The organism is Streptomyces sp. NPDC002701 (assembly GCF_042889045.1).
Classification (GTDB): Bacteria; Actinomycetota; Actinomycetes; order Streptomycetales; family Streptomycetaceae; genus Streptomyces.
The window spans coordinates 1-20,698 of record NZ_JBIAQL010000039.1; the positions used below are offsets into that span (position 1 = coordinate 1).

Consider the following 20,698-nt stretch of genomic DNA (forward strand, 5'->3'; position numbering starts at 1 on the left):
GCCGGACGGCCACTCCTCGGAAGCCACTCAAGGCAGAAACCCATAAGCCACATCCGGCCCTCCCGGGCCGACCAACACCTTACGGAGGACCCATGCAGCAGGAAGCCACCCCGTTCACCCCGGCGGACGCCCGGCACCGGCTGGTCGACGTTCCCGGTGGCCGTATCCACCTGGTCGAGCAGGGCACCGGCCCGCTGGTCCTGCTGGTCCACGGTTTCCCCGAGCTCTGGTACTCGTGGCGCCACCAGCTCCCGGCGCTCGCCGCGGCGGGTTACCGGGCGGTCGCCATCGACGTACGCGGCTACGGGCGTTCCTCGGTGCCCGACGACGTGGACGCGTACCGGATCGGGGCCCACGTCGAGGACAACGTGGCCGTCGTGCGCGCGCTGGGTGCGCAGCGCGCCGTGATCGTCGGCCACGACTGGGGCTCGACCATCGCCGCCGACTCCGCGCTGCTGAGGCCCGACGTGTTCACCGCCGTCGGGATGCTCGGTGTGCCGTACGCGCCCCGTGGCGGCATGCGGCCGAGCGACGCCTTCGCGATGATCGGCGGGGACGAGGAGTTCTACGTCCGTCACTTCCAGGAGCCGGGCCGGGCGGAGGCGGAGATCCAGCCGGACGTACGGGCGTGGCTGGCCGGCTTCTACGCCACGCTGGCCGGCGACACGGGGCCGGCCTCGGGGGACGGCGCGGTCTTCTTCGTCCCGAAGGGCGGCAGACTCTCCGACCGGTTCGTCGCGGGCCGCCCGTCCTGGGTCACGGACGACGAACTCGACTTCTGCGCGGGCGAGTTCGAGCGGACCGGCCTCACGGGGGCGCTCAACCGCTACCGCTGCATGGACCGCGACTGGGAGGACCTCGCCGAATGGGACGGCGCCCCCCTCACCCAGCCGTCGCTCTTCGTCGCGGGCGAACTCGACGCCTCCATCGCCTGGCTGGCCGACGCCGTCGAGGCATTCCCCACCACCCTCCCCGGCCTGGTCTCCTCCCACCTGGTCGAGGGCTGCGGCCACTGGGTCCAGCAGGAACGCCCCGACGAGGTCAACCGCCTGCTGACCGACTGGCTGCGCACCCTCGGCACCCCCTAGGCGGGGCGTGAAGGTCCCCGGACCGCCGTCAGGTGTGCGAAGACGACGACGTTGCTCTGGTAGCCGGTCTTCTTGTCGTACACCCCGCCACAGGTGATCAGCCGGAGCTCCGGGCGGTTCCTGGCGCCGTACACCTCCTGACTGGGGAAGCGCGCCTTCTCGTACATGTTGACGGCGTCCACCGTGTAGACGGCGGTGCGTCCGTCGGCGCGCCGGGCCTCGACGAGCTGGCCGGGAGTCATCGAGCTCAGGCCGGCGAAGACCGCGGGCCCGCTGCGGGTGTCCAGATGGCCGACCATCACGGAGGTGCCCGCTTCACCGGGCGTGGGCCCGCCCTCGTACCAGCCGGCCAGCTTGGGCTGGTCGAGCGGCGGGGCGGTGAGCTGCCCCCGTTCGTCCAGGCGCAGGCCGATGAGCGGGGCCTCCAGACCGAGGGACGGGATGCTCAGGAACCTGGGTTCGGACCGCGGGAGCGTCTGCGGTGACTGCGGTGGCCTCGGCGGCTGGGTCGGCCGGGGCGGTGGGGTCGAGGGGGGCGGCGGGGTCGGACGGCGGACGGGAAGCCGTTCGGGAGCGGGGCTGCGCCGAGGCTCCGGTGTCGCGGAGGCGGGCGGCCCCGGGGACGCTTTCGCGTCCCCGGGTTCCACCGCCGAGGCGACGGCCGGCCCGGTGGGCCGGCCGTCGTCCTCGGCCCACCAGATGCCGCCCATCACCAGCGAGAACGCCAGGATCGCCGTTCTCGCCAGGCGGTAGGCACGCGTGCGGTACCAGGGCCTGGGCGCGTGACTAGACGGCACCGTCGGTCCGGCGACGCAGCTGCCGGAAGTAGACGAAGCCGGACACGCCGACCAGGCCCACCGCTCCGGCGGCCGCGACCGCCGACACCGTCGGCGCCTCGGCGAGGCCGCCGCCGCCGGCCGGCACGGCGCCGTTGGGAGTCTGCGGCTTGGCGTCCGGCTTGGCCGCCGCGGACGGCTTGCAGTCGACCTTGAACGTCTTCTCCTTGCCCGCCCCGGCCCCGCCCATGGGCTTCCAGGCGAGCTTGTAGTCACCGTCGGGCAGCGCCAGCGTGTCCGTGTAGCCGGTGCCGATGGGGAGGGCGAGGGTGCCGTTGAGCGTGCCGCTGGCCGACGTCGTCGGCTGTGGCTCGATGGTCCAGGTGATCCCCTGCACACCCTCGAAGTTGAAGGCGGACAGGTAGAACTTGCAGACCTTCGACTCGGTGCGCTGGTCGGTGGGAGACGTCGTCTCCGCGTGGATCTTGACGTCGCCCTTGTCGCCGGGGGCGGCGTAGGCGGCCGACGCCCCGAGGAGAGCGGTGCCGGCGAGGGCGACCGTGGTGAGGGCGGCGGCGCCGGTGCGGACGCCGACGGAACGGGAGAGCGGTGTGGTGGGCATACGAGGTCCTCCGAGCGGAACGATTGTCGTACAAATCGGTTGTGCACCCGACTCCCTTTCACGTTTACGGGCCGGAAGCGCGGCGCATCGCTGACGGGGCGTCGGAGATCCCCCGTCCGGACCAACGTTTCCGGGGTCCGCGGCCGGATTCGGCGCGGCGGGCGACCCCCACCGGCGGCAACCGGGCCCCCTTGCCCAGACGTGTCCCAGCCGACTCGCTCAGGCGTGTCGCAACCGGCCGGCTCAGGCGTGTCGCGGCCGGCCCGCTCAGGCGTGTCGCAGCCGACTCGCTCAGGCGTGTCGCAGCCAGACGTAGGCGACCGGCTGTCCGGCGTTCCACGCCGCGGCCGACTCGGCGTCGACCGTCTCGAACCCCGCCCCCCGGTAGCAGCGCAGCGCGGCGGCGTTGTCCGGGTGGACCCGCATGAACACGTCCGAGAGACCGGAGAGCCGGGCCTCGGCGAGCAGGCCCCGCACCAGTTCGCGTCCCAGCCCTCGCCCCCGGACGCCGGGGGCCACCACGATCCGCGCCAGTTCGACCTCGTCCTCCTCGGCGTCGAACCACAACTCCCCGTACCCGAGCAGGTGTTCACCGTCCACGAGGACGCGCGCGGCCACGTCGGGTTCACGCTGCCACGCCGCGACGGTCGCCCCCGTCACGGGGAACTCCCGCAGCCCGCACCACTGGACCACCTCCGCCGCGGAGACGGGCCAACTCGCCACGGTCGCCGCGTGATCGAGGGTGCAGGGAAGCAGACGCATGAGGGATCCGTCCTTCTTCGGGTGTGGTCGGTGTCCTCGATACCAGAGCGGGCGGCACGGCCGCGTCGTATTTCCGCGGGGCGACCTTCCGCGGGACAACGGAAAGGATCGCCGACGCGGCCGGTCACGACCGCGCCGCCGGCCGGGGTGCGGACGCCACCAACGACACGGTGAACGGATGCGCCGGCGCCGTCAGGACGTCTCGGGCCGGCCCCTGTTCGACCACCTCCCCGGCGTCCAGCACCGCGATCCGGTCGGCGAGCCGCGCCGTGTCCAGGTCATGGGTGATGAGGACGAGACAGAGGTCGTCGCGGTCGCGCAGCAGCCCGGCGAGCAGGGCGAGGAGGCCCCGGCGGGTGACCGCGTCGAGCCCGGAGGTGATCTCGTCGCACACCAGCACCCGCGGCCGCGCGAGCAGGGCCCGGGCCAGCGCGGCCCGCTGCAGCTCGCCCCCGGACAGCCGGGAGGCGGTACGGCCCGCCAGTTCTCCCGGCAGGCCGAGGCCGTCGAGCGTGGCCGACGCCTCGCTCCGCGCCTGTGCGGCCGAGCGCCCGCGCAGCCGTACCGCCGTCCGGGCCACCTGGTCGAGCACCGGGCGATGCTCGTCGAAGGAGGCGCGGGCGTCCTGGAAGACGTACTGCACGGCCGCGAGCCGGTCCCGCCCCCGGTCCCGCAGACTGCGGGGGAGCGCGATCCCGTCGAGCAGCACCTCTCCCTCGTAGATGCGGTGGAGTCCGGCCAGACAGCGGGCGAGGGTCGTCTTCCCGCTGCCCGAGCGGCCGACGACGGCGAGGCATTCGCCGGGACGCACGGCGAGTTCCGGGACCCGCAGCACCTCGGCACCGGACCGGTGACGGGCGCGGAGGCCACGGACCCGCAGGACGGCCTCGGGGCGGGGCCCGCCCGGCGTGACCCGAGCCGGCACCGGCCGTTCGGCCAGGAGTTGGCGCGTCCACGGGTGTGCGGGGGCCGACCACACCCGTTCCACCGGGCCGGACTCGACGACCCGCCCGTCCCGCATCACCAGCACCTCGTCGGCGAGCGCACGTACCGTCTCCAGATCGTGGCTGAGCAGGAGGATCCCGATCCCGCGCGCGGCGACCGCCGCCAGCTCCTCGACGATCCGGCGCTTCGTGAGCGCGTCCTGACCGGTGGTGGGCTCGTCCGCGACGATCACCCGCGCGCCGAGCAGCAACGCCTGGGCCAGCACGACGCGTTGCTGCTGACCGCCCGAGAGCTGGTGCGGAAAGCGCCGCAACAGCGCTGCCGGAGACGGTAGTTGCGCCGCTTCCAGGGCGTGCAGGACGCGTTCCCGTGCTGCCGCCCGCCGCTCGCGGCGAGGCACCCCGCGCACCTGGGCACGCGCGAGGTCGTGCAGCAGCGCGCCGGCCCGCCGCGCCGGATTGAGCACCGCCGCCGGATGCTGCGGGACGTGACCGACCGGCGCCTGCGCCACCCGTACCGCGCCGCCGACACGCGCCCCCGGCGGGAACTCGCCCAGCAGCGCACGCCCCGTGGTCGTCTTCCCGCTGCCCGAGGCACCCACCAGCGCGGTCACCCTGCCGGGAAGGACCCGCAGGCTCACACCGTCGACGATGCGTCTGCCGTCGACCTCCACGGTCAGGTCCTCGGTCTCCGCCACCGCCGTGGGCCCGCTCATGGACGTGTCTCCTTCACCAGCAACGCGTCGACGAGCAGATTGCACCCCGTCGTCAGGGCCACGATCAGCAGCGCCGGGACGACCACGGCCCAGGGCTGCACGAACAGCCCCGTCCGGTTGCGGTCCACCATCACCGCCCAGTCGGCCGCGTCCGGCGCCACCCCGACGCCCAGGAAGGCCGCCGTGGCCACCAGATACAGCACACCGGTCAGCCGGGTCCCCGCGTCGGCGGCGAGCGGCCGCAGGATCGACCGTCCGACATGCCCCACGGCGACACGCCACCACGACTCGCCCTGCATCCGCAGCGCCTCCACAGCCGGCCGCGACGCCACGTCGGCCGCCGCGGCCCGCACGATCCGCGCCGCGTCCGGGATGTTCACGAGTGCCACCAGCAGGGCGAGCCCGCCGGCCCCGGGCGTGAGGACGGCGGCCACCAGCAGGATCATCAGCAGGGACGGCACGGCCAGCAGCACGTCCAGGGGCCGCAGCAGCGTCTCCTCCAGCCAGCTCCGGTGTGTCAGCGCGGCGGCCAGCCCGAGCGGCAGCGCCACCAGATACGCCAGGGCCGTCGCCGTGAACGCGACGACCACCACGGGCCGGCCGCCGAGCAGCACCTGCCGCCACACGTCCCGTCCCACGAAGTCGGTGCCCAGCCAGTGCCCGCCGCCGAGCGTGAACGAGGCGGCCCGTGGCCCGGGCCCGCCCGCGAGCAGCGGCCCGCACAGAGCCAGTACCAGCGGGACACCCACCAGGACGGCCCCGAGCGCGAACCGCCCCGGCGGCAGCCCTCTGCGAAGCCCTGCCCGAGGCGCCTTCACGCGGCCACCTCCGCCCGTGGCGCGAACCGGTGGGCGACGAGATCGGCCCCCAGGTTCAGCACCACCGTGAACACCCCGAAGACCACCGCAAGCCCCTGCACCACCGGCACGTCCCGCTCCGTCACGGCGTTCATGAGTACGGTCCCGAGGCCGGGGATCACGAACAGCGCCTCCACGACGATCACCCCGCACAGCAGCCAGTCGACGGTCCGGGCGAGCTGCTGGGCGGCCGGCGCGACCGCGTTCGGCAGGGCGTGCGCGTACCGCACCCGGACGCCCGGGATCCCGTAGCGCCGGGCCTGTGCGACGTACGGCGAGGCGAGCGCGTCGATCATTCCGGCGCGCACCAGCCGGGACAGCGAACACACCGGCCGGGACAGCAGGACGAGCACCGGCAGGACGAGCGCGGCCGGGTGCCCGAGCAGATCGGTGCCGTGACCGACCGCTGTGGGCGGCAGCCACTCCAGGCGCAGCGCGAACACCGTCACGAGGAGCACCCCGAGCGCGAACTCCGGCACCGCGTACACCCCGAGCGTCACCGCGCTCACCAGCCGGTCCACGAGGCGCCCCTCGAACCGCGCGGCCAGCACCCCGAGACCCACCCCGGCCGGCACCAGCAGCGCGACGGTGAGCGCGGCGAGCAGCAGCGTGGGACCGAAGGCGCCGGAGAGGTACGAGGTCACGGGCCGCCCGGAGGCCAGGGAGGTCCCGAGGTCCCCGTGCGTCAGCCCGGCCGCCCAGCCGGCGAACCGTTCGTGGGCGGGCCGGTCCAGTTCCATCGCCTCCCGGATGGCGGCGATGCGTGCCGGGTCCGGCTGGTCGCCGGCGAGGGACACCGCCGCGTCACCCGGCAGCGCCTCGGTGAGCGCGAAGACCAGCAGCACCACGGCCACGGTCTGGGCGCCGCCGAGCAGCAGCCGCCGGACGGCCCAGGTGCCGAGTCCGCTCACGTCAGCCAGACCTTGTCGAACCGCGCCCAGTCGAGCGTGTTCGCGGGCGCCTTCCGTTCGACTCCCTTGACGGCGTTGCCCGTTGCGATGATCCAGTCGGCGAACCCCCACACCAGGAAGCCGCCTTCGGCGTGCAGCCTGCGCTGCATCCGCACGAACAGGGCGGCGCGTTCCTTCTCGTCCTTCGTGGACTGCGCCTGCTGGTAGAGCGCGTCGAAGTCCTTGTGGTGCCACTTGGTGGCGTTGGTGGTGGAGCCGGTGAGCAGGCGCTGCGAGATGTGCGACTCGATGGGCATGGCGCCGGAGCGGTAGCAGCACAGCGTTCCGGAGTCGAGGATGTCGGCCCAGTACGAGTCCTTGCTGCCCATCCTGACGTCGACGGTGACACCGGCCGCGGCGGCCTGGTCACGGAAGATGCCCGCCGCCTCGGTGAAGCCGGCCGCGACCGCCGACGTGTCCAGGGTGACCTTCAGCTTCTCCGCACCGGCCTGCTTCAGGAGGGAACGGGCGCGGTCCAGGTCCCGCTCGCGCTGGGGCAGGCCGTCGGCGTAGTACTCGTATCCCTTGCCGAAGAGGTCGTTGCCGACCACGCCCGCCCCGGACAGGGCGCCGTCGACGAGTTCCTGCCGGTCGGCGATGAGGAAGAACGCCTCACGGACCCGCCTGTCGTCGAAGGGCGCCCGGTCGGTCTTCATGGCGAACGCCTGCATGGCGCTGTTGCGCAGCCGTACGATCTCGATCCGGCCCCTGCCCTCGTGGGCGCGAGCGGTCGTCGGGGCGAGCTCGTGGGCGTACTCGACCTGGCCGCCGAGCAGCGCGTTCACGCGGGCGGACTCCTCGTTGACGACGACGAACTCCACCTCGTCGAGGTGCGGGGCGCCGTCCCAGTAGGCGTCGTTGCGGCGGAAGACCGCCGAGCGGCCCGGGGCGAAGGACACGAAGCGGAACGGTCCCGAGCCGACCGGCTGCCCGTCGAAGTCGGCGTCCGAGGATCCGGCGGGGACGACGTACGCGCCGAACGCGGCCAGCACGTTGGGGAATTCGGCGGTCGGCCGCTTGAGGACGAACTCGACGGTCCGCGCGTCCAGGGCCCGGCTCGCCCTGAGGTCGATGGGTTCCAGGGACGCCTTGGCGCGGAACGCCTTGCCGGGGTCGGCGATACGGCGGTAGCTGAACAGCACGTCCTCGGCGGTGACGGGCCTCCCGTCGTGGAAGTCCGCCTTCCGCAGGGTGACCTTCCAGCGGTCGAGGCCGGCGTTCGGCTCCCAGCCGGCGGCCAGGCGGGGCAGGGCGGAGAGGTCGTCCCCGTAGTCGGCCAGTTTGTCGAACAGCGCCTTCGCGCGGGCCACGTCGGCGAACAGGTTGGCGAGGTGCGGATCGAGTGTCTCGCTCGCGCCGCCCCCCGCGAAGGCGGCCCGCAGACGCCCGCCGCGCCTGGGCCTGCCGTCGGTGCCGGAGCCGCCGGCGTCCGGTTCGTCGGAGCCGCCGCAGCCGACGAGAGCGAGCGCGCCGGCACCGGAGGCGGCCGCGAGGAAGCCTCGACGACGGAGGCCGTGATGGTCCTGCATGAGGGTGTCCTTGCTGTGAGAGGTGCGGAGTGTGTGCGAAGTGAGGGGTGCGGAGTGAGATGTGAGGTGCATGAGAGCCGAGAGACAGGGGTCGGGTGTCGTGGGCGCGGTGCGGTCAGCCGGTGAGGCGTGCCACCACGTGCAGCCGGTCGGCGTCGGCCGTCGCGCCGGGCAGGTCGCCTTCCCGCCAGGGCGGTTCGGTGCGCGGCCCCGGACCGTCGTGCAGGGCGAGCACGGCGAAACCGTGCGCGGTCAGGAAGTGGCGCAGCTCCTGGGGGAGGAGCAGCCGCCACGCCGAGCGCTGTTCGACGGGGGCCGAGCCGTCGTCCGCGGTCCAGGTGCGGGTACGGCGCAGGAGTTGCGCGGTGCGGTCGACGCGCAGGACGGTCGTCGACCGGTACGAGATCCCGCGCCAGGCCACGCTGTTCACCCTCGGCGTGTCCAGCAGGTGGTCACGGCCGAGGAAGTAGGCGCCGTTGCGCATCTCGGCGACGAGGAGCCCGCCCGGGACGAGGCTCCGGCGGCAGGAGGCGAGGAAACCGTCCAGGTCGTCGTTGGTGTGGCAGTACAGGAGCGAACTGTCCAGGCACACCACCGCGTCGAAGACCCCGAGCGAGAAGTCCCGCAGATCCGCGCGCACATAGCGCGGGCCGGGGTGCCGGGTGCGGGCGTACGCCAGCATCGCTTCGGAGAGGTCGGCGCCGACGACCGACCGGCCGGCGGAGTGCAGGTGCGCCGCGTCCCGGCCGGTGCCGCATCCCAGGTCGAGGACCGCGGGACCGGCCCCGTACCGGCGCAGACAGTCCTCGGCCCACCGTCCGGCCAGCCGTCCGGGATCGGGGAACCTGGCCTCGTACAGCTCCGGGTTGTCGGTCAGCAGATTGCCGCTCGTCATACCGTCGCCTCCACGGGGACAGGGCCTCCGGGCAGCGCGCCGAGGCGGCGCAGCCAGGTGACGCCGCCCGCCGACGCGAGCCCGCACACCAGGCAGCAGGCCCAGGGCAGCCAGGCGGCGCCCCCCTGCTCCCCGGCGTCCATGGCCCGGCCCACGACGGTGTTGCCCACGGCGGCGGCGACCCCCGACACCATGTAGAAGATCCCGAAGTACGTGCCGGTCAGCTCCGGTCTGCCGAACCGGGGGACCAGCTCCATCACGAAGGGCTGGGCGACCATGACGCCGACGTACAGGAGCAGGACGCCGGCGAGCACGGGCACCGCGTGCCACACCCGCGGGGCGGCCCCGGCCACCAGCATCGGCGGCAGGAAGGCGAGCCCCATCAGGGCGAGTCCGGCGCCGACCGCCCTGACGCCGTACGGCTTCAGCGCCCGGGTGAGCCGCATCTGCAGGGCGAGATGGGCGAGCGTGCCCACGAGGAAGACCAGTCCGGCCGCGCCGTCCCAGCCCGTGGCCCGGCGGACGCCGTCGGGCAGCAGCAGGTACAGCTGGTTCTCCAGGGTGACCATGCCGACCATGGCGAGGGAGAAGGCGAGGAACGCGCGGTTGCCGGCCACCTCGCGCCAGTCGGCGAGCACACCGCCCGGACTCGGCGGCACCGCCCGCGCGGGCAGCACCAGCGCCTGTGCCACGGTGAGCAGCGCGAAGATCCCGGCGGCGGTGAGCGCGGAGGCCCGGAAGTCGACGAGCAGCAGGACACTGCCGAGCAGCGGCCCGACCAGCGCACCGGTGGTCGCGAAGACGTTGAACAGCGCGAACACCTCGGCCCTGCGCTCGCCCGCCTCCTGCGCGAGGTAGGTCCGCACGGCCGGGTTGAACAGCGCCCCGGCGAGCCCGCTCAATACGGACGCGGCCAGCAGCACGGCCAGTCCGTCGCCGAGCGCGAACAGCGCGAAGCCCGCGGTACGCACCGCGCAGCCGGCGATGATCACCCCGCGTGCCCCGAGCCGGTCCGCGGCCGACCCGCCGATGAGGAACAGTCCCTGCTGACTGAGGGTGCGCACCCCGAGGACGATCCCGACGACGGCCGCCGACATGCCGAGGCCCTCGCCCAGGTGCGTGGCCAGATAGGGGATGAGCAGATAGAAGCCGGTGTTGACGCCGAACTGGTTGACGAGGAGGAGCCGGATCGCGGGCGGGAAGCCACGTATCTCGTACAGCGTCTTCACGGCCCGCCCGCCTCTCCGGTACGGCTCCGCCGCACGCCGAGCCCGGGCAGCCCGTTCGCCCGTACGACTCCGTCGGCGCCGCCGATCCCGGTCCACGGGTCGTCGGCGAGCAGCAGATGTCCGTCCAGGTCGGCCCAGCGGGCCCGGTCGGCGAGGTGCACGGCGGGAGCGAGGCCGAGGGTGCTGGCGGTGAGGCAGCCGAGCATCAGCGCGGTGTCGCTGCCGGCGAGCAACTCGGCTATTCGCAGCGCCGCTCGGGGCCCGCCGCATTTGGCGAGCTTGACGTTCACGCCGTGCACGCGGCCCGCCAGACGCCGTACGTCCTCCAGTCCGACCGCGTCCTCGTCGGCGATGACGGGCAGCGGCGAACACTCCGCCAGCCGCGCCAGCGCCTCCGGATCGCCGGGGGCGACGGGCTGTTCGACGGCTTCGACACCCAGCTCCGCGTACCGGGGTACGAGACGGCGGGCCTGGCCGGGGGTCCAGGCGCCGTTGGGGTCGAGCAGCACGCGGGCGTCGGGCGCGGCGGCCCGGACGGCCCGGACGCGGTCGAGGTCCTCCTCGGGGTCCGGGGCGCCCGCCTTCACCTTGAGGAGGGCGAATCCGGCGGCCACGAGCGTGCGCGCCTGCGCGGCGGCGTGCCGCGCGGGGACGATGCCGATCGTGCGGGCGGTGTGGGCACGGGGAGCGTCCCGGGCGCCGAGGAGGCGGTGGACGGGGACACCGGCCCGCTTGCCGCACAGGTCGAGCAGCGCCGACCCGACGGCCGCGGTGACCGCGGGGGGCCGCCCGTCCGCCGGCCGGTCGCGCAGCGCGCTCTCGGGGTCGGGGAAGCGGCCCAGGGCGCGGCCGGACTCGTACAGGTGCCGTTCCAGCGTCGCGGTGTCGAGGCCGAAGTAGACGCTGGTGACGGCCTCGCCGTGACCGCGCAGGCCCTCGTGTTCGATCGTCAGCCAGACGGCGTCACGGGCGGACATCGTCGAACGGGAGATGCGCAGCGGCTCGGCGAGCGCGAGCCGTACGGTGCGCAGGGTGGCTTTCACGCGCTCCCCGCCGGTGTGCGCAGGGGATCGGACACCGTGCTGCAGCGGACCCAGCCGGTGGCCTCGACGGCACGGGCGTGCGGGATCTCGACGGGCCGGGTGGCGGCGGCAGCCGGATCGAGACCGTGCGCGGCCGCGAAGTCGTCGTCGTAGACCGTGCTCAGGTAGCGGTGCGGGCCGTCGGGGAAGACGGTGGCGACCACTGCGCCGGGATGGACCCGGGCAGCCCACGCGGAGACCAGCGCGACCGCGCCGGTGCTCCAGCCGCCGCTGACGAAGCTGCCGCGGGCCAGCCGCCGGCAGGCGTCCGCCGCCTCGGCCGGGCCCACCCAGTGCACCTCGTCGAAGGCTTCGTAGGCCACGTTGCGCGGATGGATGCTGCTGCCCAGGCCGCGCATCAGACGGGCCCTGGCGGGCTGGCCGAAGATGGTGGAACCGGTGGCGTCCACACCGATCAGCCGCAGCCCGGGCCAGTGCCTGCGCAGCGGTCCCGCGATCCCGGCGCTGTGACCGCCCGTGCCGACACTGCACACCAGCACGTCCAGGTGGTCCAGCTGGGTGGCGAGCTCGGCGGCGAGAGAGGCGTAACCGGCGATGTTGTCGGGGTTGTTGTACTGATCGGGCCAGTACGCGTCCGGCAGCACCCCCCGCAGCTCGCGCAGCCGGGCCAGCCGGGCCGCCTGCCAGCCGCCCACCCCGGCGGGACGGTCGACGAGTTCCAGGCGGGCGCCGTAGGCGCGCAGCAACTGCCGCATGGACGGCTCCAGTTCGGTGTCGCCGACCAGCACGATGGGATGCCCGAGCGCCTGACCGGCGAAGGCGAGACCGATACCGAGGGTCCCGGAGGTGGACTCCACCACCGGTGCGCCCGGCCGCAGTTCACCCCGGTCGCGGGCGCCGAGGAGCATGGACACCGCCGCCCGCGCCTTCATGCCACCGGCGGCGAGCCCTTCCAGCTTGGCCCAGAAACCGGGCTGCGGGCACGGCAGGTCGGCGGTCACCCGGGCCAGCGGAGTGCGGCCGAGCAGGGAGAGGAGGTCGGGATTGGCGGTGCGGGGGCGCAGCGCGGCCGTGGTCACAGCGCGGCCCCCGTACGGCCGTAGCGGTGGACGACACCCGGACCGCCGTCCAGCCAGAAGAAGGGGTACGGCTCGGCGCACACCGCGCTCACCCCGGCCCCGAGGAAGCACGGCAGTACGGCGCTCCCGGTCTGCGCGAACATCACCAACTGCCTGCCGGTGCGCAGGGCGTGCTCGCGCAGCGGCTCGAAGGATCCGTTGCCGAGGGTCATGCCGGAGGCCAGCACGGCGTCGCAGCGGTCCAGTTCGGCGTGGGCGTCGGTGACGACCCGCTCGCCCCACTCGGTCGTCCCGGCCTTGAGATCGCACGGTATGTACGTGATGCCCCGCGCACGCAGCGCCTCCAGCAGGGAGTTGACGACGCCGACGACCAGGACGGTCCGTCCCGGTCCGGCGTCCAGCAGTTCGACGACGGCCCGCGCCCGCGCCCGGGACTTCTCCAGGGAGCTCCCGGCGGGCAGCGGACAGGGGAGTGCCCCGTACTCCGGGGTGTGCGGGCGCACCTGCATCAAGTAGGCGTCCAGCGCCGCGACGCGGACCGACGGGAGGGGATGCGCCAGCAGCCGCGCCACATCCGCCCCGGCGCAGTCGTCCACCGCGCCGCCCGGCAGCGTGCCGGGTTCGACCGCGCAGGAGCCGACGGCCCGGCCCAGCCGCAGACTGAGCACCTCGTTGCGGTAGCCGCCCCGGCGACCGTCGTGCCGTACGGCCTGACTGGTGGTGAACGCCACGGCGACGCGCTGGCTGCGGGGATCGGGACCGAACTCGCCGGCCAGCACCCGTCGCACCAGATCGTCGTACGAGGCCGCCGGTGCCGGTGCGGGGGCGGGTGCGGGTGTGGGAGCCGGTGTCGGCGCGGGGGACCGTGCTCCGGTCGCCGCCCTCATCGGACGGCCACCCGCGGCCGCAGCCCGGACAGCAGCGACTCGACCCGGGCCCGCGCCCCGAACCCCTCGGCGTCGCCCGCCATCACATGTCCCAGGTACTCGTTGTTGCTGCCCGCCGCCTTCACCGGCCGGCCCGGCTCGGCGAGCTGGACCTCCAACACGTCTTCGAGGGCGTGCAGTCGGCTGGATCCCTCGATGGACTCCAGCGTGCCGGCGGTGTCCGGTACGAGGAAGCCGACGGCCGCGCTGCGCAGCCCGGTGTCCCGCCGCCGCAGGTCGGGGGTGCGGCCGAGGGCCACCTCCACGCAGACGGCGGCCAGGTCGAGGCCGGTGACGTGCCGGATCAGCTCGGTGATGCGGTTGCCGGCCGGGCGGGGGTTCACCTCGACCACGCGGGGCCCGGCGGCGGTGAGCTTGATCTCGGTGTGGGCCACGACGGCGTCCAGCCCGAGCGCCCCGACCGCCCGCGTCGCGGTGTCCTCGGCGGCCGCCAGGTCGGCCGGAGCCAGGGCTGCGGGGAACATGTGACCCGTCTCGACGAAGGCCGGTGCCCCGCCGAGGCTCTTGTCGGTCACGCCCACCACCTGCGTCGTTCCGCCGGACGACACGGTCTCCACGCTGACCTCGGGGCCCTCCAGGAACTCTTCGAGGAGGAGGACGGGCGCCCGCAGCTGACCGCGGGCGTTCGACGGGAAGCCGTCGATGGCCCGGCACGCCTCGGAGAGCTCCCGCTCGTCGTCGACGCGCCGCACGTACATGCCCGCGCAGAGGTCCACGGGCTTGACCACCAGCGGGAAGCCCAGCTCCCGTGCGGCCTCCACGGCCTCGGCCCGGCCGGCGCAGACGGCGTGCCGGGGGCCGGGGACACCGGCCTCGCCGAGGACACGGCGGGTGATGTCCTTGCGGCAGGCGTTCTCCACGGACTCGGGCGTCGGACCGGGCAGCCCCAGCCGGGCGGCGATCCGTGCCACGGCCGGCAGGTAGTAGTCGCAGGACGTGACCACCGCGTCGAAGCCGAGGGCCCGGTGCAGACGCTCCACCACGGGAAGCAGGGTGTCGACGTCGTTCGTCTCGGCGGTCAGCACGTTGCGGGCCGCGAGCAGGGGATGGGCCGTGCCCTCGGGGGCGGCGCGCAGGTAGTGGTGCAGGTCCCGGGTGAGGAAGGTGAACTCGTGTCCGCCCTCGCGGATCGCCCGTGGCAGCAGTCTGCTCATCGACCCGACCCAGCTCTCGACCACCAACAGATGAGCCACAACTCCCCTTTCGCGCACTCCGGTTGAGTGTCAGGGCACGCCGGGGGCACCCCATGGCGGGGCGCGGACGGCGTGACCGACGCACACGTTATCGACAATCATTTTCATTGTCACTTGGCGGGCGGCCTTTGTTGCCGCCATGGCAAGAACCGCCGTCGACCGCGTGGGTGAACCACGGGGCGCGGGCATGCGTATCCCTTCTCAGCAGCGCCCGGATCTCGGCAGCGCCCGGAGGGAGAGCAGGTTGTCGACACCGTTCGACCCCGAAGAGTCACCGCGTCGTTCGGCCCTGGAACCGACCCAGGTCCTGCGCCGCCGTCAACCGGGGTCCCTGGCGGACCTGTTGCGGCAGGTGCAGGAGAAGGAACGTGAGCCGGACGAGGGCTACGAGGCGGTCGCCGTACCGGTGGCGGACGGCAGCGCGGTGCGCGGGGCGGCCGAGGACGACACCGAGGAACTGCCGCCCGTCGCCGAGGACGGCGACAGGCCGGCGCCGCGCCACCGGGCCGCACACGGGCCGGCGCACGGACCCGCACACGGCCGCCGCCCGGTGGTCCGCCGTACGACACTCGCCGTCGCCGCGGTGGCCGCGGCGACGGCGGGGTTCAGTGCGGCCCTGCTGCTCACCTGGGACAGGGGCGCCGCCGACGCCGGGCAGGCCCGGCCCGCCGCACCGCCCGCTGTCGCGTCGTCCGCACCGCCGGTCTCTGCCGCCGTTCCGGAAGGTGTCGACCCGGACGGCCCCGGCACCCTGCGCGAGGGTGACACCGGGCCGGCCGTGAGCGACCTGCAGCAACGGCTGCTGCGCATCCCCGACGTGTACGACCGGACCGCGGCCGGCGGCGTGTACGACGCCACGCTGACGGCCGCGGTGGCGCGGTTCCAGCTCTGGTACGGCATCCGGGGGGACGAGACGGGCGTGTACGGGAACGACACCCGCAGCGCCCTGGAGTCCCGCACGTCACCCGGCGCCCGGCCGGGCACCTGACGCGCGGCCGGGTGACGTGCGACAACTGGAATCAGCCGTCTCGTTCACCCGGTGGCGCGCCCCACGAACTCCCAGCCGCCGTGGCCCACTTCGTACACGACGAACCCCGGCTCCGCCCGCACGAACCTCGCCCCGCCGGGTGCGCGCACCGCCGTGCGGTCCGGGCCCGGCACATGGACCTCGGCCGTCGCACCCACCGGCACCCGCACCGAGAGCCGTACCGAACCGTTCACGGCCGACCACGCGGCCGTGGCCTCGCCGCGGACCGTGCGCACCGACGTGCGGGCCCAGTCCACGCCGGTACGGCCGTCGGGGCGCACCGTGAAGGTCCGGTAGCCCGCGTCCCCGGGGCGCAGCCCGGCCACGTTCTCGTACAGCCACTGCACGACTGTGCCCTGGAAGTAGTGGTCCCGGGACCGGGAGTCGAGGGGCCACATCTCCCACATGGTGTCGGCGCCGTTCTCGAACCAGTGACCCCAGCCCGGGTACGTGCGCTGCGTGGCGATGGCGTGGGCCACCTCGGGATGCCCCTGCGCGGAGAGCTGGCGCAGCAGGACGCTGGTGCCGAGCGCGCCGGTGTTCAGATGGTTGCCGCGCTCCTCGATGTCGGCGAGGAGCGAGTCGACCACGCTGGCCCGCGCGCCCGGCGGGACCAGTCCGAAGGCGAGCGGAACGCAGTTGTTCGTCTGCCGGTACTCCGGGTCCTTCGCCGTGCGGTAGTGGCCGTCCGGGCCCAGGAACGCCGCGTTGAACGCCTCCTTGAGTCCGTTCGCGGCCCCGCGGTAGCGGTCCGCGACCGCGGTGTCGTGCAGCAGGCCGGCGAGTTCCGCCGTGTCGACGAGCGCCCGGTGCAGGTACGCCGTCGCGGTCAGCCTGGTGTCCTCGGGCGGGTTGCCGCCGTAGCCCGGCGGCAGGTAGTCGCCGAGCGCGGTCACGGCGAGCCCGTCCTTCAGCCGGGAGATCTCCCAGTCCAGGTAGCGGGTGAGCGGCGTCCAGTGCTCGCGGGCCAGCCGCTCGTCCCCGTACACGCGGTACATCTCCCGCACCAGGAACGGGTACACCGTGGTCCACTCGGGGGACGGGCCGAGGTCGCCGTACCCCCAGCCGCCGCTCGGCACGATCACCGGCAGCTGGCCGTCCGCGTTCTGGCTGTCCTTGAGGTCGCCGAGCCACTTGGACAGGAAGCGGTGCACGCCGAGCGCGTACGCCATGACGGGCGCGCCCAGCTGCGCGTCGCCGGTCCAGCCGTTCTTCTCGTACATCGGCGTGTCCGTCGGAATGCCGTGCAGGTTGTTGAGGAGCGTGCGCCGCATGGCCCGCTCCAGCCGCTCGTAGAACGGCTCGGAGCACGCGAAGGAACCCGTCGCCTCCACCGGCGTGTGCACCACCCGCCCCAGCACCTGTGAGGGTTCCGGCTTCGCAGGCAACCCGCCGACCTGCACGTAACGGAAGCCCTTGTACGAGAACTTCGGCTCCCACACCTCGTCGGCGCCGCCGCCCGCGCACACGTACTCGTCGGTCTGGAACCGCCCGGGCACGTGTCCGGTCTCGGCGTGCACGCTGCCGTCGGACTTCAGCTTCTCGCCATGGACCAGCCGCACGGTCGTCCCCGCCGGGGCCCGTACGGTCAGCCGTGTCCAGCCGGCCATGGTGCGGCCCATGTCGACGACGTACACGCCCGCACGCAACTCCTCGACCGCGACCGGGCGTACGGTCTCGATGACCCGGATCGGATCGTGCGGCTGTGCGCGCAAGGTGCCCTTCGGGGCGTCCCGGCGTTCCGTGCGCTGCCAGCCGCTGTCGTCGAAACCGGGGCGTGTCCAGGCCCGGGGCGCCTTGCGGGCGTCGTGACTCTCGCCCGCGTACAGGGAGTTCGAGCGGGTCGGGCCCTCGGTGATACGCCACGTGCCGTCCGTGGCGAGCGTCGTGCAAGAGCCGTCGGGGTGGTCGATCTCCAACTGGGCGAGGAGCCGCGGCTCGCCGTGCCACGGGGGCCGGTGCCAGTTCCAGACGTTCGGTGTCGTCATGCCGAAGAAGCCGCGGCCGAGGGTCACGCCGATGGCGTTGGCGCCCCGGCGCAGGTGGCCGGTCACGTCGTGCACCGCGTACAGGACGGTCTCGTCGTAGTCCGTGAAGCCGGGGTCGAGGACCTGGCGGCCGACCCGTACGCCGTTGATCTCCGCGTCGTAGTAGGCGAGTCCGCTGATGTAGAGGCGGGCGCGGGCGACCGGCTCGGAGACGGTGAACTCGCGGCGCAGCAGCGGAGCCGGCTGTTCGGGTGCCGCGAGCGACACGCCGTCGCCCCAGGGGCCCTGCCCGTACGGCGCGAGCACGGCCGCCGCCGACCACGAGGAGTCGTCGAACTCCGGTCGCTGCCAGTTCGTTTGTTCCGTGTCGGCGCACCGCCACCCGTCGCCCGTGACCAGCTCCACGGTGCCGGTCCCGTGCTCCACGAGGAGCCGTACGAGCAGACCGCCCGGATTGACCGACGCGCTGCCGCGGTTCGTCGCGAGGGCGGCCACCACGAGGCGCGCGGAGCCCGCGGCCCTCACCTCCTCGGTCACGTCGACGAGATGGCCCTGCCGCCAGGCATCGGTCTGCTCGGCCTGGTGCGCCACCTGCCGGCCGTCCAGGAACAGGGTGAAGTCGTCGTCGGCGGTCGCCAGCAGGGTGGCTCTGCGGACCTGCGCGCCCGCGGGCGGCGTCAGCGTGCCGCGGAACCAACGAGGGCCGTTGGGTGCGTCGTTCGAGGTCGCACCGGGGGACCAGATCCAGGACGCGCCCCCGAACGAGGGCGGCTCGGGAGCCGCCGCCGCACCGATCCAGAAGCCCTGCCAGGAATCCTTGGACAACGTTGTCTCCCACCAGCGCGGCGCGCTCCACGCGGAGGGCCGGCCCTCGCCGTCCCAGACCCTGACCTGCCAGTGGTAGCGGGTCCGCGGCTCCAGGGCGGGACCCGCGTAGGCGATCCCGACACTGCGGTCCGACGTGACCCGGCCGGAGTCCCAGACCGCGCGCCGCCCCTCGCGCAGGCCCCGCTCGCTCAGGGCGACCCGCACCCGGTAGGCGCTCTGCCGGGCCCCGTGCCCGTCGGCCGCCAGCTCCCAGGTGAGTCTGGGCTGCTCCACCTCCGTGCCGAGCAGCGTCTCGGCGTACTCGACGGTGGTGCGCTCGACGCGCAGCCTCCCCGGCCGTGCCGCGTCGGCCGCCGTGGGGGCCGAGGCGGAGGCGGTGGTGGTGCCGGCGGCGAGGGCGGCGGAGGCGCCCGCTCCGGCGACCGAGGTGCGGAGGAAGGCGCGGCGGTTCCAGCCCGTGGTCATATGCGGTCCCTTGGTTGCGTACGTGCGCGGATGCGGATGACGAAGCGAGGGTGAGGCGGGGGGGAGGGGAGCGGCGTCACGAGGGGCGTGAGGTCGTTTGAAACGTTTCATGCGTCGTTCGGACGATCCTATGGGCGCCGCTGTGGGGCTTCAAGAGGCGTGCAGGTGCCGGCCTGGCATTGGGGTCGCGGGACACCGGCGGACGCGCGAAAATGAGGCACACAGGTAGGCGAGGCGGCCGAGCCGAGTGACGGCCACGGATGTCCGGCCCGCGCCGCCGGACCGGAACAGGCCCATCGGAGGGGCCCGGACAGCAGGGCCCCGGATCGGGGGATGCCATGTCCGTCCCGCTCGCACAGGCGGCCCGCCAGGAACTCCACGGATTCAAGGGCCGGTTGACCGGTCCGGACGATCCCGGATACCAGGAGGCCCGCGCCGTCTACAACGCGATGATCGACCGGCGGCCCGCCCTGGTGGCCCGCTGCACCAGCGCCGAGGACGTGACGCACGCCGTCGGCTTCGCCCGCGACCACGGTCTGCCCCTCGCGGTCCGGGGCGGCGGGCACCACGGGGCGGGGCTCGGCACCTGCGACGACGGCGTGGTCGTCGACCTGTCGCCCCTCAAGGACATCGAGATCGACGCCGGGGCCAGGACCGTCCGTGTCGGCGGGGGCTGCGTCTGGGGCGAGGTGGACCGGGCCACCCACGCGCACGGGCTGGCCACGCCCAGCGGCATCGTCTCCTCGACCGGCGTCGGCGGTCTCACCCTCGGCGGCGGCCTCGGACACCTCACCCGCAAGTGCGGGCTGACCATCGACAACCTCCTGGAGGCCGACCTCGTCCTGGCCGACGGCTCGCACGTGCGCGCGAACGCCGACGACAACAGCGACCTGTTCTGGGCGATCCGCGGCGGAGGCGGCAACTTCGGCGTCGTCACCTCGTTCCGGTTCCGGCTGCACGAGGTGAGCACGGTCGTCGCCGGACCCACGTTCTGGCCCGTCGAGTCCGCGGCCGAGGTCCTGGCCGCCTACCGGGACTTCGTCCCGCACGCCCCGCGGGACCTCAACGGGTTCTTCCTGTTCGGCGCGGTCCCGCCGGCGCCGCCGTTCCCCGAGGAACTCCAGGGGCGCACGGCGTGCGGCGTCATGTGGTGCTACGCCGGAGGCGACGCCGACGCGGCGGCCCGCCTGATGGCGCCCCTGCTCTCCGCCCTCCCCGAGCCGCTGCTGCACGGGCCGGCGCCGATGCCGCACCCCGCGATCCAGTCGGCCTTCGACGGGCTCTATCCGCCCGGTGACCAGTGGTACTGGCGAGCCGACTTCGTGAACGAGATCCCCGCGGGCGCGATCGAGCAGCACGCCAGGTTCGGCGCCGCCCTGCCGAGCCTCAAGTCGACCATGCACCTGTACCCGATCGACGGCGCCGTCCACGACCACGCGCCCGCGGACACCGCCTGGAGCTACCGCGACGCGAACTGGGCCTGCGTGTACGCGGGCGTGGACCCCGACCCGGCGAACGCCGGCCGCGTCAGGCAGTGGACCGTCGACTACTTCGACGCCCTGCACCCGTACTCGGCGGGCGGCGCCTACGTGAACATGATGATGGACGAGGGGCAGGAGCGGGTCCGCGCCAGTTACCGCGACAACTACGCCCGCCTCGCCCGGATCAAGGCCGACCGCGACCCGGGCAACCTGTTCCGGCTGAACCAGAACATCCAGCCGGCCGCGCGCGCCTGACCGGCCCGCCCGCGACGCCCCGGT

The 20,698-nt window shown here is 73.8% G+C and carries 17 protein-coding genes; 3 read left to right on the forward strand and 14 right to left on the reverse strand.

Annotated elements, in window-relative coordinates:
* Positions 1–92: 92 nt before the first annotated feature.
* Entirely contained in the window at positions 93–1,088 is a 996-nt protein-coding gene (locus ACFYXC_RS39690) for an alpha/beta fold hydrolase (RefSeq protein WP_389557738.1), read from the forward strand.
* Here the strand turns inward: ACFYXC_RS39690 and ACFYXC_RS39695 are convergent.
* From ACFYXC_RS39695 to ACFYXC_RS39755, 13 genes are all read right to left on the reverse strand, one after another.
* Positions 1,085–1,885: a class F sortase gene (locus ACFYXC_RS39695; RefSeq protein WP_388905553.1), complete on the reverse strand. Its 801-nt coding sequence runs from the start codon at positions 1,883–1,885 to the stop codon at positions 1,085–1,087. The genes ACFYXC_RS39690 and ACFYXC_RS39695 overlap by 4 nt on opposite strands.
* Entirely contained in the window at positions 1,875–2,486 is a 612-nt protein-coding gene (locus ACFYXC_RS39700; protein WP_389557741.1) for a hypothetical protein, read from the reverse strand. Before ACFYXC_RS39700 ends, ACFYXC_RS39695 begins: the two co-directional genes overlap by 11 nt.
* 291 nt (positions 2,487–2,777) lie before the next feature.
* Positions 2,778–3,248, reverse strand: a complete 471-nt coding sequence (locus ACFYXC_RS39705) for a GNAT family N-acetyltransferase (protein WP_388905558.1) — start codon at positions 3,246–3,248, stop codon at positions 2,778–2,780.
* Positions 3,249–3,372: 124 nt separating this feature from the next.
* Positions 3,373–4,908, reverse strand: coding sequence for an ABC transporter ATP-binding protein (locus tag ACFYXC_RS39710; protein ID WP_389557742.1), 1,536 nt, complete (start codon positions 4,906–4,908; stop codon positions 3,373–3,375).
* Positions 4,905–5,726, reverse strand: a complete 822-nt coding sequence (locus ACFYXC_RS39715; RefSeq protein ID WP_389557744.1) for an ABC transporter permease — start codon at positions 5,724–5,726, stop codon at positions 4,905–4,907. Before ACFYXC_RS39715 ends, ACFYXC_RS39710 begins: the two co-directional genes overlap by 4 nt.
* Positions 5,723–6,676 (reverse strand): ABC transporter permease, encoded by a 954-nt coding sequence (locus ACFYXC_RS39720; RefSeq protein ID WP_389557745.1) that lies wholly within the window; start codon positions 6,674–6,676, stop codon positions 5,723–5,725. Before ACFYXC_RS39720 ends, ACFYXC_RS39715 begins: the two co-directional genes overlap by 4 nt.
* Positions 6,673–8,244: an ABC transporter substrate-binding protein gene (locus ACFYXC_RS39725; RefSeq protein WP_389557747.1), complete on the reverse strand. Its 1,572-nt coding sequence runs from the start codon at positions 8,242–8,244 to the stop codon at positions 6,673–6,675. The genes ACFYXC_RS39720 and ACFYXC_RS39725 overlap by 4 nt, the downstream gene beginning before the upstream one ends.
* Positions 8,245–8,359: 115 nt before the next feature.
* The gene (locus tag ACFYXC_RS39730) at positions 8,360–9,139 is read right to left on the reverse strand and encodes a class I SAM-dependent DNA methyltransferase (protein ID WP_389557749.1); all 780 of its coding nucleotides are present in this window, start codon (positions 9,137–9,139) and stop codon (positions 8,360–8,362) included.
* The gene (locus tag ACFYXC_RS39735) at positions 9,136–10,368 is read right to left on the reverse strand and encodes an MFS transporter (RefSeq protein ID WP_389557751.1); all 1,233 of its coding nucleotides are present in this window, start codon (positions 10,366–10,368) and stop codon (positions 9,136–9,138) included. Before ACFYXC_RS39735 ends, ACFYXC_RS39730 begins: the two co-directional genes overlap by 4 nt.
* The gene (locus tag ACFYXC_RS39740; protein WP_389557753.1) at positions 10,365–11,411 is read right to left on the reverse strand and encodes a dipeptide epimerase; all 1,047 of its coding nucleotides are present in this window, start codon (positions 11,409–11,411) and stop codon (positions 10,365–10,367) included. The genes ACFYXC_RS39735 and ACFYXC_RS39740 overlap by 4 nt, the downstream gene beginning before the upstream one ends.
* On the reverse strand, positions 11,408–12,490 hold the full coding sequence (locus tag ACFYXC_RS39745) for a PLP-dependent cysteine synthase family protein (protein WP_389557755.1): 1,083 nt from the start codon (positions 12,488–12,490) through the stop codon (positions 11,408–11,410). Before ACFYXC_RS39745 ends, ACFYXC_RS39740 begins: the two co-directional genes overlap by 4 nt.
* A complete protein-coding gene (locus ACFYXC_RS39750; protein ID WP_389557757.1) occupies positions 12,487–13,377 on the reverse strand; it encodes a Rossmann-like domain-containing protein in 891 nt (296 codons plus the stop codon). Before ACFYXC_RS39750 ends, ACFYXC_RS39745 begins: the two co-directional genes overlap by 4 nt.
* Entirely contained in the window at positions 13,374–14,630 is a 1,257-nt protein-coding gene (locus ACFYXC_RS39755) for an ATP-grasp domain-containing protein (RefSeq protein WP_389557759.1), read from the reverse strand. Before ACFYXC_RS39755 ends, ACFYXC_RS39750 begins: the two co-directional genes overlap by 4 nt.
* Before the next feature lie 244 nt (positions 14,631–14,874).
* Here ACFYXC_RS39755 and ACFYXC_RS39760 point away from each other — a divergent pair, with 244 nt between their 5' ends.
* Positions 14,875–15,618 carry a peptidoglycan-binding protein gene (locus tag ACFYXC_RS39760; protein ID WP_389557762.1) on the forward strand — a complete coding sequence of 248 codons (744 nt, stop codon included), beginning with the start codon at positions 14,875–14,877 and terminating at the stop codon, positions 15,616–15,618.
* A 44-nt stretch (positions 15,619–15,662) separates the two neighbouring features.
* Here the strand turns inward: ACFYXC_RS39760 and ACFYXC_RS39765 are convergent, their stop codons facing one another.
* Positions 15,663–18,938, reverse strand: a complete 3,276-nt coding sequence (locus tag ACFYXC_RS39765; RefSeq protein ID WP_389557764.1) for a family 78 glycoside hydrolase catalytic domain — start codon at positions 18,936–18,938, stop codon at positions 15,663–15,665.
* Positions 18,939–19,276: 338 nt separating this feature from the next.
* Between ACFYXC_RS39765 and ACFYXC_RS39770 the strand changes: the two genes are divergently transcribed.
* The gene (locus ACFYXC_RS39770; RefSeq protein ID WP_389557766.1) at positions 19,277–20,674 is read left to right on the forward strand and encodes an FAD-binding oxidoreductase; all 1,398 of its coding nucleotides are present in this window, start codon (positions 19,277–19,279) and stop codon (positions 20,672–20,674) included.
* Positions 20,675–20,698 lie beyond the last annotated feature (24 nt).

Bases quoted from the DNA above. Each gene is read 5' to 3' on its own strand.
- ACFYXC_RS39710 (WP_389557742.1), bottom strand. From the start codon at position 4,908: ATGAGCGGGCCCACGGCGGTGGCGGAGACCGAGGACCTGACCGTGGAG.
- ACFYXC_RS39705 (WP_388905558.1), bottom strand. From the start codon at position 3,248: ATGCGTCTGCTTCCCTGCACCCTCGATCACGCGGCGACCGTGGCGAGT.
- ACFYXC_RS39770 (WP_389557766.1), top strand. From the start codon at position 19,277: ATGTCCGTCCCGCTCGCACAGGCGGCCCGCCAGGAACTCCACGGATTC.
- ACFYXC_RS39750 (WP_389557757.1), bottom strand. From the start codon at position 13,377: ATGAGGGCGGCGACCGGAGCACGGTCCCCCGCGCCGACACCGGCTCCC.
- ACFYXC_RS39700 (WP_389557741.1), bottom strand. From the start codon at position 2,486: ATGCCCACCACACCGCTCTCCCGTTCCGTCGGCGTCCGCACCGGCGCC.
- ACFYXC_RS39725 (WP_389557747.1), bottom strand. From the start codon at position 8,244: ATGCAGGACCATCACGGCCTCCGTCGTCGAGGCTTCCTCGCGGCCGCC.
- ACFYXC_RS39690 (WP_389557738.1), top strand. From the start codon at position 93: ATGCAGCAGGAAGCCACCCCGTTCACCCCGGCGGACGCCCGGCACCGG.
- ACFYXC_RS39765 (WP_389557764.1), bottom strand. From the start codon at position 18,938: ATGACCACGGGCTGGAACCGCCGCGCCTTCCTCCGCACCTCGGTCGCC.
- ACFYXC_RS39730 (WP_389557749.1), bottom strand. From the start codon at position 9,139: ATGACGAGCGGCAATCTGCTGACCGACAACCCGGAGCTGTACGAGGCC.